The following is a 12,772-nucleotide window of genomic DNA, read 5'->3' as shown; positions in this document are numbered from 1 at the left end:
AAGCGCCCGACATCACGGGCGCGGCTGGGAGGCATTGATGTCAAAGATTACGCGCCGCAGCTTTGCGGCATCGAGCGCCGCAGTTGCGGCATCCGCCGCATTCGGCTTCAAGCCCGCAATTGCGCAAGCCTATCCGGCGCGGCCGGTCACCGTGATCGTGCCCTGGGGCGCGGGCGGCGGCACCGACGCCACCGCGCGCATCGTCGCAGCACTTCTGGAAAAGGACCTCGGCCAGCCCTTCAACGTGGTCAACCGCACCGGCGGCTCCGGTGTCGTCGGCCATACCGCGATCGCGACCGCACAGCCGGACGGCTACACGATCGGCATGCTCACGGTCGAAATCTCGATGATGCACTGGCAAGGCCTCACCGACCTGACGCCGAAAAGCTACACCCCGCTGGCGCTGATGAACGAGGACCCGCCGGGCATTCAGGTCTCCTCCTCTTCGTCCTACAAAACGGTGAAGGACCTCGCGGAGGCGATCAAGGCTGCGCCTCCCGGCAAGTTCAAGGCTTCGGGCACCGGCCAGGGCGGCATCTGGCATCTCGCGCTGGTCGGCTGGATGCAGGCGATGGGCCTGCCCGCGAACCAGGTGGCCTGGGTGCCGTCGAATGGCGCAGCACCTGCGATGCAGGATCTCGCCGCCGGCGGCCTCGACCTCACCACCTGCTCAGTACCGGAGGCGCGCGCGATCATCGAAGCCGGCAAGGCCAAAAGCCTCGCGATCATGGCGCCTGCACGCAACCCGATCTTCCCCGATGTGCCGACGCTGAAGGAGTCGATGGGCGTCGACTATGCGACCGGCGCCTGGCGCGGCATCGGCGCGCCGAAGAACCTGCCGCCCGAAATCGCCGCAAAGCTCACCGCGGCGTTGAAGAAGGCCTACGACTCCGCCGAGTTCAAGGATTTCATGGCCAATCGCGGCTTCGGCACGGTGTGGGGCGATGGCGGCCAGTTCGGCAGCTTCATGGACAAGGGCGACGCCCAGATGGGCACCGCGATGAAGGCTGCCGGCTTGACCAAGACGTGATCCGGCGCTGCTCTCGCGTGAGATGAAAGTGGTTGGAGTGACTGGATCGCGGACTTCCTCACCTCTCCCCGCTTGCGGGGAGAGGTCGGATCGCATCGCAGATGCGATCCGGGTGAGGGGGAGTCTCCGCGAAGCCAATTCTCACCTTCCCCGCGGAGAGCCCCCCTCCACCCCGACCCTCCTCCCCGCGCGCGGGGAGAGGGAGAACACCGTTCATAGGACTTCTTCCATGCGCCTTCCCGACTCCGTCACGGGATCGTTTCTCGTCGTGCTCGGCGTTGCGGCCGCCTATGGCGGCTGGATCTTGCCGCCGGTGCCGGGCCAGCCGGTCGGCCCCAACGTGTTTCCGCTCGTGATCGGCACGGGGCTCGCGCTCTGCGGGCTCGCGATCGTGTTCGGCATCGGCCATTCCTTCGAGGAGGAGGAAGAGCTGATCCCGCTCGAGGACGGCCAGGCAGCAGCTGCGCCACCCCCGCCGGGCAAACTCTACGGCCTTCGCGCCTTGCTCCCGCCGGCGCTCCTGCTGTTCTACGTCTTCGCCGCCGACCGGCTCGGCTTCATCATCACCGCGGCGATCATGGTCTACATCACCACCACCGCGCTTGGCGCGAAGTGGAAGCTCGCGCTGCCGCTCGCCGCACTCTCGCCCTTCGCCATCCACCTCATCTTCGGCAAGCTCCTGCGCGTGCCGCTTCCTGCCGGCCTGCTGCCGACGCCCTGGTGATCCATGCTGAAAACCCTGATTGATGCCTTCGCGCTGATCTCCACCTGGGAGGTCATCATCGCGATGTGCGCAGCCTCCGTGTACGGGCTCGTCATCGGCTCGCTGCCGGGACTGTCGGCGACGATGGCGACCGCCCTGCTCGTGCCCGTCACCTTCTACCTCTCGCCGATCGCGGCGATCGCGACCATCGTCGCGGCCTCCTCGATGGCGATCTTCTCCGGCGACATCCCCGGCGCGCTGCTGCGCATCCCCGGCACGCCCGCTTCGGCAGCCTATGCCGACGAGGCCTATGCCATGACCCGCAAGGGCCAGGCCGAGCTCGCGTTAGGTGCCGGCGTGTGGTTCTCTGCCGTCGGCGGCATCGCCGGCGTTCTGTCGCTGATGATCCTGGCGCCGCCGCTCGCCGAGATCGCGCTGTCATTCTCGACCTTCGAATATTTCTGGCTGGCGCTGCTGGGCCTGATGTGCGCGACGCTGGTGGCCCGCTCCTCGCCGGTGAAGGCAATCGCGGGCATGTTCATCGGCCTGCTGGTCTCCTGCATCGGCATCGAGAACCCCGGCGGCGTGCCGCGCTTCACCTTCGGCATCACCGACCTGTTCGGCGGCATCGAGCCGATCCCGGCGCTGGTCGGCGTGTTCGCGGTGGCCCAGGTGATGCGCGCGATGCTGACGCCCGAGCCGCCGCCGCTGCCGCGGCGCAAGTTCGGAAGCATCATGGCCGGCCAGTGGAAGCTGACGAGGAAATACCACTGGCAGATGACGCGCGGAAATATCGTCGGCATCATCATCGGCGTGCTGCCCGGCGCCGGCGCCGACATGGCTGCCTGGGTCTCCTACGCAATGTCGAAACGATTCTCCAAGGAGCCGGAGAAATTCGGCACCGGCCATGTCGAGGGCCTGGTCGAGGCCGGCGCCAGCAACAACGCCAGCATCGCCTCGGGCTGGGTGCCCTCGCTGCTGTTCGGCATCCCCGGCGACACCATCGCCGCGATCGCCATCGGCGTGCTCTACATGAAGGGCCTCAACCCCGGCCCGACGCTGTTCACCGAGAAGGCGTCGAGCATGTATGCGATCTATCTGATGTTCATCATCGCGAACATTCTGATGATCCCGCTCGGCATCGCCATGATTCGCGTCGCCGCCTACATCCTGCTGGCGCCGCGTTCCACCGTGATGCCGATCATCATGCTGTGCTGCGCGGTCGGCTCGTTCGCGATCGGCAACAACATGTTCGGCGTCGTCACCGTCGCGGCCTTCGGCATCATCGGCTATGTGATGGAAGCGAACGGCTATCCGGTGGCCGCGATGGTGCTGGGCATCGTCATGGGCACCATGGTCGAGCAAGCTTTCGTCACCTCGCTGATCAAGTCGGACGGCAGCATCCTGCCGTTCTTCGAGCGCCCGGTCGCGGCAATCCTCGCCGCCATGGCAATCGGCGCCCTGCTCTGGCCCGTAATGGTATGGATCTGGCGCAAGGTGAAACCGGTCCAGACCGCGGCGGCAACATCCCGGTGATTCCAGGCGAGCGGCCCTCGCCTGCCCCGCCGGGGCGTTGTAAAGCAGGGCATGGTTGAGAAGAAAGCTTCGCTGGACATCACATCCCTCGCCCGTGACTTGCGCGCTGGCAGTCGCGCGGCGCTGGCGCGGACCATTACACTCATTGAGAGCCGGCGCGGCGACCATCAGGCGCTGGCGCGCGAGCTGGTGCAGATGCTGCTGCCCTACACAGGCACGGCGGTTCGCGTCGGCATCACCGGCTCGCCCGGCGTCGGCAAATCCACCACCATCGATGCGCTCGGGACATATCTGATCGAACAGGGCAACAAAGTCGCGGTGCTCGCGGTCGATCCGTCCTCGGCGCGCAGCGGCGGCTCGATCCTTGGCGACAAGACTCGGATGGCGCGGCTGTCGGCATCCGCCGACGCCTTCATCCGCCCCTCGCCGTCCTCGGGCACGCTCGGCGGCGTGGCCGCGAAAACGCGCGAGGCCATGCTCTTGTGCGAGGCGGCCGGCTTCGACGTCGTTCTGGTGGAGACCGTCGGCATCGGCCAGTCCGAGACCGCCGTGTGCGACATGACCGATTTCTTTCTCGCCCTGATGCTGCCGGGCGGCGGCGACGAGCTCCAGGGCATCAAGAAGGGCCTGGTCGAGCTCGCCGACATGATCGCGATCAACAAGTCCGACGGCGACAATCTCAAGCGCGCCAACATCACCGCCGCCGACTATCGCGGCGCGCTGCACATCCTGGCACCGCGCTCCGAGCATTGGCATCCGCCGGTCGAGACCTATTCGGCACTGACCGGCGACGGCATCGCAAAGATCTGGCAAAAGGTCCTTGATCACCGCAAGGCGATGAAGGCATCCGGCGATTTCGCCGCGCGCCGGCGCGAGCAGCAGGTGAAATGGATGTGGTCGATGCTGGAGCAGCGCATGCTGGCGCGGCTGCGCAGCGAGGCATCGGTGCGGACCAAGGTCCGGAAGATCGAGGCCGAGGTGGCCGAAGGCCATCTCACACCAGCGCTCGCCGCCGAGCAGATTTTGGTGCTGCTGCAATGAGCGACAAGCTCCGCATCCTCCTCACCGGCTTCGGATCGTTTCCCGGCGCGCCCTATAATCCGACCCAGCCGCTGGTCGCGCGGCTGACGCAGCTGCGCCGTCCGGCGCTCGATGATGTCGAGATGTCGAGCCACATCTTCCCGGTCACCTATGCCGCGGTCGACCGGCAATTGCCGGAAGTGCTCGCAAAGGTGAAGCCACATGCGCTGCTGATGTTCGGCCTCGCCGCACGTACGCCTTACCTGCGTATCGAGACCCGCGCGCGCAACGCCGTCACCATGCTGTGGCCTGACGCTGCCAACACCCGCTCGAGCAAGCGCGGCATCACCGCCAATGCGGACGCGATGACGTTCGGTCCGCACACGGCAAGGCTGCTGCGTGCCGCGCGTCTCACCGGCATCGATGCCCGGCCCTCTCGTGATGCCGGCGCCTATCTCTGCAACTATCTGAGCTGGCGCGCGATCGAGAACGTGAAGGCCGGCGGGCCGCAGCTTGCGGCGTTCATCCACATCCCCCTGCTCGCGCGCAGCGGCGCGGTGCGACGCAAGGGTGCCCCGCGCATCACGCTGGAGGACCTGGTGGATGCGAGCGAGGCGATGCTGATGGAGATGGTGGCGCTGGCGCGGACGGCGCGCGCTTCCTTTGCGTAAACATTTAACCCTACCGCGAACAATCCTGCCACCGCCGACCGCCCTGCCGCATTTTTGCGCTACGTAGTCCATCGCGGACACCTCCCGCGTCCGCCGAAGGACGCGTCATGGACCTCAATCGCCGTCATCTCATCGGAGCTTCGACCGCCGGCATCGCCGGCGCGCTGGCCATGCCCGCCGACGCCGCACGCGCGGCGCCACTGACATCCCTGCTTGGCCGCGATGCGACCCAATACGGCGTGCGGCCCGGCAGCAGCGAGGACCAGACGCGTGCGATCCAGCGCGCGATCGATGAGGCCGCGCGCGCGCAAATGCCGCTGGCCCTGCCGCCTGGAGTCTACGGCAGCGGGCTGTTGCGGCTGCCGAAGGGAGCACAACTGATCGGCGTACGCGGCGCAACGAAATTCGTCTTCACCGGCGGGGCCTCGGCGATCCAGAGCGACGGCTCGGATGCGATCGGCCTCACCGGCATCACCTTCGACGGCGGCGGCGTTCCACTGCCGACGCGGCGCGGATTGATCCACGTCCTCGGCGGGCGCGACGTCCGCATCACCGATTGCGAGATCACGGGCTCCGGCGGCAGTGGCATCTGGCTCGAGCAGGTGTCAGGCGACATCGCCGGCAACATCTTCACTGACATCGCGGTGACGGCGGTGGTCTCGTTCGACGCCAGGGGGCTCAGCGTCTCGCGCAACACCATCACCGGCACGAATGACAACGGCATCGAGATCCTGCGCGCCGCGATCGGCGACGACGGCACGCTGGTCGCCGACAACCGCATCGAGAACATCAAGGCCGGCCCCGGCGGCTCCGGCCAGTACGGCAACGCCATCAACGCCTTCCGCGCCAGCAATGTCATCGTGCGCGGCAACCGCATCAGGAATTGCGACTATTCCGCGGTGCGCGGCAACTCGGCCTCGAACATCCACATCACCGGCAACAGCGTCAGCGACGTGCGCGAGGTCGCGCTCTATTCGGAGTTTTCGTTCGAGGCCGCAGTGATCGCCAACAACACGGTCGATGGCGCCGCCGTCGGCGTCTCCGTCTGCAATTTCAACGAGGGCGGCCGTATCGCGGTGGTCCAGGGCAACATCATCCGCAACCTGATCCCGAAACGACCGATCGGCACCGCGCCCGACGACGATGCCGGCGTCGGCATCTACGTCGAGGCGGATTCCTCCGTGACCGGCAACGTGATCGAGAACGCGCCGTCCTACGGCATCGTCGCCGGCTGGGGCAAATATCTGCGTGACGTCGCGATTACGGGCAACGTGATCCGCAAGGCGCTAGCCGGCGTCGGCGTCTCAGTCGTGCCGGGCGCCGGCACTGCGCTCGTCAACAACAACATGATCTCGGAGACCCCGCGCGGCGCCGTGGTCGGACTCGATCACGCACGGGCGGTAACGGCGGATCTGTCGGCGGACGGCGCCCAGCGCTTTGCGCAGGTGCTGGTCGGCGGAAATGCGGTGCGGCGGTAGTTGCGGCCCCTCGCCTCCCGCTTCCAAACGTTAGAACGCGTTCCTCAGCAGCGGGTACTTCGCTTGGAGGCCGTCGAGGCTGAAGGTGAATTCGACGACGCGCTCGGGGGCCGCGACGATTTCGGCGGCGGGCGGGGCGAACTGAGGCAGGAGCGCTGCCATTGCGGCTGGCGTGGTCAGCGGTGCTCTCGCGGCGGGCGCGGTGAGCGGCGCCCTCGTAGCGGGCGCCTTGAGCGGTGCCACGGCAGCAGGCGCCTTGGGCGGTGTCATCGCAACAGGCGCGGTGAGCGGTGCCGTCGCGGCAGGAGCGGCCAGCGGTGCCCTCGCAGTGGGCGCCTTGAAGGGTGCCAAGGCAGCAGGCGCCTTGGGCGGTGTCATCGCCGCAGTCGCAGTGAGCGGTGCCATCGCGGCAGGCGCGGCCAGCGGTGCCCTCGCAGCGGGCGCCTTGAACGCTGCCGCGGCAGCAGACGCCTTAGGCGACGCCTTCGCGACAGGAGCGGCCAGCGGTGCGATTGGGGCTTCGGTGATTTCGGCGAGTACGTACGGCTTGGGATTGAGCCTGACCGGCACAGCGGTCTCGGGGGCGATGCGGACGGCCTTCGGCTGCACGGTCTGGACCTGCTCGCGCGGAAACACGCGGGGCATCGTCGCCGGCGACCAGCCGAATGCGGGTGTGACACTTGCGGCTGCCGCGGCAACATCCGCACCGGTCGCGAGTGCGCGCCAGGTCTGGACGGCCCGCTTGGCTTCCTGAATATTTTCGAGGAATGCGATCTCGGAGTGATAGCGGCGCCAGCGCCCAGTCTCGAACATTTCGGAGAGATGTTCCAGCCGCTGCTCGGCGAGAGCGCACCAGCGTGCCGCAATCTCGCGGCAACCAGCCACGTCGCGAAAGGCCTCTTGGCGATGTGTCATGAAACAGCCCGTCAGGAGAAAAACACGGACGCGACGCAACGCACACGAATCAATTTAGACGCGACGTGAATATTTTGTGGAAAAGTTTTGACTTGTCCAGCAACGACACGGCCCCCGTCAGAAAATTCCGTAGTCATGCGGAGTTTTCAGATGCTTACGAGTCAAGCTTCGCACAAGCATGACCGACTTGTGCCACGTCGAGTCGACTAGGGGTGATGAACGCAAGCGCGATCTTTCAACCGGAAGCTGAGCGAGCCGAGACTTCAAGAAAAACAGACTGCCCAAAAGAAAAGACCCGTCCGGGGGGACAACCGGACGGGTCGAGCCATATGGGCGCTTGGGGTGGATGGGCGCTCGCGCCTGATATGACTTATGGGGAGGGATGACCGCTCCCACATATTTTGGTCGTGGCAGGGCGCTGAACGTTCAATGCGGCGTTCGATTTTTTAACCTTTGGCCGGCGTGCATCTTTGTCGCAGCCGCTATCGCGAGGCCGGCCTATCCGCCTGAGAAATCGCGGATTTATCGTCAGCGCTCGACAGCGAGGGTTGCTCGATGGCGCGGATGCCGGGCTCGTCGCGACGCTTCTCGGCGTCTTCACGTTTTGTTGTACCGGACGCGGCCGCAACCGGCGTCGCACTGTCGGCGGGAACAGCCATGACCGCCGCAAACGCATCGGCCTCGCCGTCGCCAAAGAGATCATCACGCCCGGGTGAGCCGAGGTCGCGCGCGGTCTTCGCCAGCGTCATGCGCAGCGCTTCCGGCTTCAAGGCGTAGTTGCGCTCAAGCAGCAGCGCCGCGACGCCGGAGACATAGGCGGCCGAGAACGAGGTGCCCGAGGTTATCTGGTACTTGCCGTCCGGGGCCGGCAGGAAGATGTCGACGCCGGGCGCCGCCAGCGCGATGTAGTTGCCGCGGTTGGACGCGGAGAAGAGCTTGTCCTGCTGATCGGTCGCGCTGACCGCGATCACGTTGGGATTGGCGGCGGGATAAAGCGGCGGTGATTTCGCACCTGCGTTGCCGGCGGCGGCGATCAGCACCAGCCCGCGTGCCGCGGTCGCCGCGATGGCGCGCTCGATCACGGCATCCTTCGGACCGGCAAAGCTCATATTGACGATCTGCGCGCCATGCTCGGCGGCATAGTTCAGGGAGCGCAGGATGATGTAAGACGAACTCTGGGCCCCGCCGGTGGTGCCGCCGAAGGCGCGGATGGCAATGATGCGCGCTTCCGGCGCGCTGCCCATCAGCCGGGCATGCGCCACGATGGCGCCAGCGATGCCGGTGCCGTGGACGTGCGGGCCGTCAGTGCTGCCAAGCGCATCGAAATTGTCGGCGATGGAATTGGCGAGCTCGGGATGCCTGGCGTCGATGCCGGAATCGATCACGGCAACCGTGACGTTGGCGCCATGCGCCAGCGTGTGCGCTTGCGGCAGGCGGAGCTTCGCCAGCACGTATTGCGCGGGATCGCCCTCGGTCGGCACGGACGATTTCTGGTCCTGGAGCACATAGCGGAAGTTCGGCTGAACCGAGCGCACGCCGCCGTCGGCAGCGAATTCGCGCCGCACCGTCTCGAACGGGCGGCCGTCGGTGATGCGGAACAGGCCGATCGTGGCCCCGATCAGCGGGAAATTCTCGGAGGAGACGCGCGTCAAGCCGTGGCGGCGCGCAAGCTCGTCGGCTTCGGTCGCCGACAGCGCACTGTCGATCTCGGCGACGAATTCGTTGGCGAAGGTGCGCAGATTTGCGGCGACCGGCGTGCTGTCGCCGCGGCCCTTGTTCGCGCTCTTCTTGCCCGACTTGCCGGCACCGTTGCCATCAGCGTTCGGCTGCGCCAGGCATTCCCCGTCGGCGTCGCGATAGGGCGCAGTGCAGGCCGGATAGAGGTTCGGCGAGTAGCGCGCATAAGGCAGCACCGGCTTCGGCACTGTCCGCGCCGAGATCCGTGCGGTGGTGATCGCTCGCGGGCCACGGCCAACGCTAACTGCCCGCGCGGTAACACCGGGGCTGACGCGCGCCGCGATGCTCGGAGAGATGGTCGGCGTGCGCGAGGGGACGCTGATCGTGGGCGTGCGCATGATCGCCTGCGCATGGGCGACCTCGACGCCGAGGCAGGCGGCAAGCAGGAGTGCGGCTCCGACCGAGGAAGCGTAGGCCCCCGCTCTTACCCCATTCTCGGACTTACGCGTCATCGGTTCAGCGGCGCGTTTACGGCGCCGCGACGGCGAGACTGACGAACTTCTCGCGCTCCATCTTGCCGAGCAGCGAGGCGAGCTCGTCCTGGCTCATCGCCTTGTCGAACTGGAGGCGGAACATGCCGCCCTTGGCATCACCGATGATCGAAGCCTGGTAGCTATCGAGCAGCGCGGTGATGTCGGCGACGCGCGCCTCGGGCGTGAAGCGCACCAGCGCGCGCGCCGGTGCGGCAGCGCCGAGCTCGCGCGTGACCGGCGCGCCAATCGAGAGCGAGGCAGTCTCGAAGGTCGCGGTCTGGGTCTTCATCAGCACGATGCCGATGATGCCGGCCTGCAGCAGCAGCGCGATGGCGCCGAGGCTCGCCGACCAGGCGAGCGTGCGCGGGGACAGGCTCGAGAAGAAGGTCGTGATGCGCGCCGAGAGCGGCAGCGAACGGGCCGCTTGCGCGGGCTCCGCATCGATCGCGGCGAACAGCTTCTGCATCGCGCGCGCCGAGGGAGCACCCAGGCTCTCGTTCAGATGGATGGTCTCTTCGTACTCGCCGCGGATCGCGGCATATTGCTTCGCAAGCTCCGGATCACGCGCCAGCGCCTCCTCGACGCGGCGGGCGTCGCGCGCGTTCAGCGTGCCGGCGGCGTGCCACGGCAACAGCATTTCAATTTCACTGGGCTCGTGCTCCAGCATCTTCTTGCTCAAAGCCATCATGGCCAGCCTCGCTCAACGCCGGCTGCCTTCAGCAGTTCGGCCAGTTTCTTGCGCGCATAGAACAAGCGCGTCTTCACGGTGTTCTCCGGTATCCCGACGATTTCGGCCACCTCTTCCACGGACTTCTCGTGGTAGTAGACGAGATCGACGATCTCCCGGTGTTCCGGCGAGAGGCCCGTCAGACACTCCCGCAACGCTTCACTGGTATCCTTTTTCTGCACCACCGTTTCCGGATCGTCGGACTGGTCCTCGATCGCGTTCGCGGCGTCTTCGTCCAACTCAAAATCCTTCCTGCGTCGGAGCGCAGACAGGGCCTTGAATCGGGTGATTGCCAGCAGCCAGGTGGAAACGGCGGATCGGCCCTCGAACTTGCCGGCTTGACGCCAGACGTCGAGAAACACCTCGCTGATGAGGTCTTCCGCCGCCTGCTCGTCCCGCACGAGCCTGAGTCCGAACCGATACACCCTCACATGGTGCCGCCCGTACAGCACCTGCATGGCGAGCCGGTCACCTTGAGCGATCCTGGCGATCAGGATCTCGTCCGAAGCCGCCTGTGTCACGCTCAAAGCCCGTCTCGCAAAGTTGGTCGGGTCGATGCAGCCGACGGTTCGACGGGAGGTGCAAAATTGTTCAAGCTACCGCAATCGTACGGGGGCCAGTGTGATCTACCCCACATACGCGTATTTTTCTCGTCCCACCCGCGGTGGTTGGCCGCCTCGATCCAGATCGGTAACATAATACTGAAATACTTTCCTGAGGAATGCCCGCCCGGCCCGGGCGGGCCGACCAAGTTCGGTTCCATAGCAGCCCTGCACGACGTATGTCTCACGAAGCCCTGCTTTGGCTCGACGGCATCGCAAGCGATGCCTAATCACCAGCAAAATTCCCCCGCCGGCCGATATCCCCTGGTTCTGTTCTGCGCTGCACGGTTCGGATTCGGTTTCAAAGGATACCAAACCTAAAGGCTTGCCGCGTAGATTTCTGGGCTGACATCCACCAGTGGCAGGACCATGAGCACGGCCGCGACGTCCTTACCGGAGAGGAGTGCCGTTGAGGCCGCGGATCTCGTCCCCGAGCTGAAGGCCGCCTATCAACGCATTGAAGAGCTGGCCGAGCTCGACGAGCTCGCCGGCTCCTGCAACCGCCGCTGCATCATGCGGTTGCTCGACGCCAAGATCGCGCGCGCCGACGGCGCGCTCTATTCCGCCAAGGCGCATGGGCGCAATCGAATTACGACGAGCTGACCAATCCATTTTCTCCCGGCGCGCGAGAATGCGTCGCCGGATCAAACGCTCCAGGACAGGGCAATGATATCCAGATCCGATAAACCATCCGAGAACCTGCTCGAGGAACTGCAGACGGCGCTGTCGCACGGCACCGTTGCACGCCGGGTCGAGACGCTGCGCCGCGTCACCGACCTCTTCGTCAACAACGCGGTGGATTATTCCGACGAACACACGCAGGTATACGACGACGTTTTCCAGTGCCTGATCGACCAGATCGAGACGTCGGCCAAGGCCCAGCTCGCCGACCGCCTCGCACCGATCGCGGCCGCACCGCCCAAGATCATCCGAACGCTCGCGCTCGACGAGGTCATCGAGGTCGCAGGCCCCGTGCTGTCGAAATCGGAGCGGCTGGACGAGGCAACCCTGATCGAGATCGCGCGCAGCCGGGGCCAGGCGCATCTGAAGGCGATCTCGCTGCGGCGGGTGCTGTCGGAAGCGCTGACCGATGTGCTGGTGATGCGCGGCAACGAAGACGTGGTGCAATCGACTGTCACCAATCCGGGCGCGCAGCTCTCCGAGGGAAGTCTCACCGACCTCGTCACGCGCGCCGAACGCGACGACGACCTCGCCACCTGCATCGGCCTGCGGCCCGACCTGCCGCGCCATCATTACCTGAAGCTGGTGGCGAAGGCGTCCCTGAGCGTGCGCAGGAAGTTAGAGGCCGCGCATCCGGAACTCGCGGACGAAGTGTCGAGCGTGGTCCAGGAAGCGGCCCGGCGAGTCCGCGCGGCCGCCACGACCAGGCAGACCGAGATGGCGCGCGCGCTGGTCAAGTCGCTGCACGAGGACGGCCGTCTCAACGAGCTCCAGGTCACCGCCTTCGCCGAGCAGGGCAAGTTCGACGAGACCAATGCGGGGCTCGCGGCGCTGGCGGGTGTCCCGGTCGAGACCGCCGAGAACGTGATGATCGAGAGCCGCAACGAGGGCGTGATGATCCTCGCCAAGGTCGCGGGCATGCAGTGGTCAAGCGTGCGCGCGATCATCGCCATGCGCGAAAAGCTCTCCGGCGGCTCGCAAATGGACATGCTAACGCTGCGCGACACCTACGAGGCCCTGCGCAGCGCGACCGCGCAGCAGGTGCTGCGCTTCCATCGCATGCAGAGCGTGACGCCGGCGGCCTGAGCCCTGCGGAGCTAGAGCCATTTCCGTTCCGATGGAATCGGAACGGGGCTCTAGATTCTTGTTTTGACGCGTTTTCTTTACGCGAACCGGTATCCACTTCGCTCGAAAACGCT

Annotated in this window: 11 protein-coding genes and 1 pseudogene; 8 read left to right on the top strand and 4 right to left on the bottom strand. The window is 66.1% G+C overall.

Annotated elements, in window-relative coordinates; translation table 11 throughout:
* Window positions 1–37: 37 nt before the first annotated feature.
* The 6 genes from AC629_RS04580 to AC629_RS04555 all read left to right on the top strand — a co-directional run bounded on the left by AC629_RS04580 (window position 38) and on the right by AC629_RS04555 (window position 6,438).
* Entirely contained in the window at window positions 38–1,030 is a 993-nt protein-coding gene (locus tag AC629_RS04580) for a tripartite tricarboxylate transporter substrate binding protein (protein ID WP_084803591.1), read from the top strand.
* A gap of 229 nt (window positions 1,031–1,259) precedes the next feature.
* Window positions 1,260–1,754, top strand: a complete 495-nt coding sequence (locus tag AC629_RS04575; protein WP_084803590.1) for a tripartite tricarboxylate transporter TctB family protein — start codon at window positions 1,260–1,262, stop codon at window positions 1,752–1,754.
* A gap of 3 nt (window positions 1,755–1,757) precedes the next feature.
* A complete protein-coding gene (locus tag AC629_RS04570; protein ID WP_084803589.1) occupies window positions 1,758–3,269 on the top strand; it encodes a tripartite tricarboxylate transporter permease in 1,512 nt (503 codons plus the stop codon).
* A 51-nt stretch (window positions 3,270–3,320) separates the two neighbouring features.
* Window positions 3,321–4,310: a methylmalonyl Co-A mutase-associated GTPase MeaB gene (gene meaB / locus AC629_RS04565; RefSeq protein WP_084803588.1), complete on the top strand. Its 990-nt coding sequence runs from the start codon at window positions 3,321–3,323 to the stop codon at window positions 4,308–4,310.
* Complete coding sequence (locus AC629_RS04560; protein WP_084803587.1) at window positions 4,307–4,960, top strand: pyroglutamyl-peptidase I; 654 nt, start codon at window positions 4,307–4,309, stop codon at window positions 4,958–4,960. Before meaB ends, AC629_RS04560 begins: the two co-directional genes overlap by 4 nt.
* A 107-nt stretch (window positions 4,961–5,067) precedes the next feature.
* Entirely contained in the window at window positions 5,068–6,438 is a 1,371-nt protein-coding gene (locus AC629_RS04555; RefSeq protein ID WP_084803586.1) for a TIGR03808 family TAT-translocated repetitive protein, read from the top strand.
* A gap of 30 nt (window positions 6,439–6,468) precedes the next feature.
* Here AC629_RS04555 and AC629_RS04550 read toward each other — a convergent pair whose 3' ends face one another.
* The 4 genes from AC629_RS04550 to AC629_RS04535 all read right to left on the bottom strand — a co-directional run bounded on the left by AC629_RS04550 (window position 6,469) and on the right by AC629_RS04535 (window position 10,817).
* On the bottom strand, window positions 6,469–7,323 hold the full coding sequence (locus AC629_RS04550) for a TIGR03809 family protein (RefSeq protein ID WP_084803642.1): 855 nt from the start codon (window positions 7,321–7,323) through the stop codon (window positions 6,469–6,471).
* A 512-nt stretch (window positions 7,324–7,835) separates the two neighbouring features.
* Window positions 7,836–9,542, bottom strand: a complete 1,707-nt coding sequence (locus tag AC629_RS04545) for a S8 family serine peptidase (RefSeq protein WP_084803585.1) — start codon at window positions 9,540–9,542, stop codon at window positions 7,836–7,838.
* Between the two features lie 16 nt (window positions 9,543–9,558).
* Window positions 9,559–10,251 (bottom strand): hypothetical protein, encoded by a 693-nt coding sequence (locus tag AC629_RS04540; RefSeq protein WP_084803584.1) that lies wholly within the window; start codon window positions 10,249–10,251, stop codon window positions 9,559–9,561.
* Complete coding sequence (locus tag AC629_RS04535; RefSeq protein ID WP_074119470.1) at window positions 10,248–10,817, bottom strand: sigma-70 family RNA polymerase sigma factor; 570 nt, start codon at window positions 10,815–10,817, stop codon at window positions 10,248–10,250. The genes AC629_RS04540 and AC629_RS04535 overlap by 4 nt, the downstream gene beginning before the upstream one ends.
* 507 nt (window positions 10,818–11,324) lie before the next feature.
* Here AC629_RS04535 and AC629_RS44895 point away from each other — a divergent pair.
* Window positions 11,325–11,438 (top strand): annotated as a pseudogene (locus tag AC629_RS44895) (GGDEF domain-containing protein); the annotation flags it as partial.
* A gap of 120 nt (window positions 11,439–11,558) precedes the next feature.
* Window positions 11,559–12,659 (top strand): DUF2336 domain-containing protein, encoded by a 1,101-nt coding sequence (locus tag AC629_RS04525; RefSeq protein WP_084803582.1) that lies wholly within the window; start codon window positions 11,559–11,561, stop codon window positions 12,657–12,659.
* Window positions 12,660–12,772 lie beyond the last annotated feature (113 nt).

Origin of the sequence: Bradyrhizobium sp. NAS80.1 (assembly GCF_001908205.1) — a bacterium.
Lineage (GTDB): Bacteria > Pseudomonadota > Alphaproteobacteria > Rhizobiales > Xanthobacteraceae > Bradyrhizobium.
Note: the sequence above shows the minus strand (reverse complement) of the source record. Positions and strands in the feature narration are given on the sequence as shown.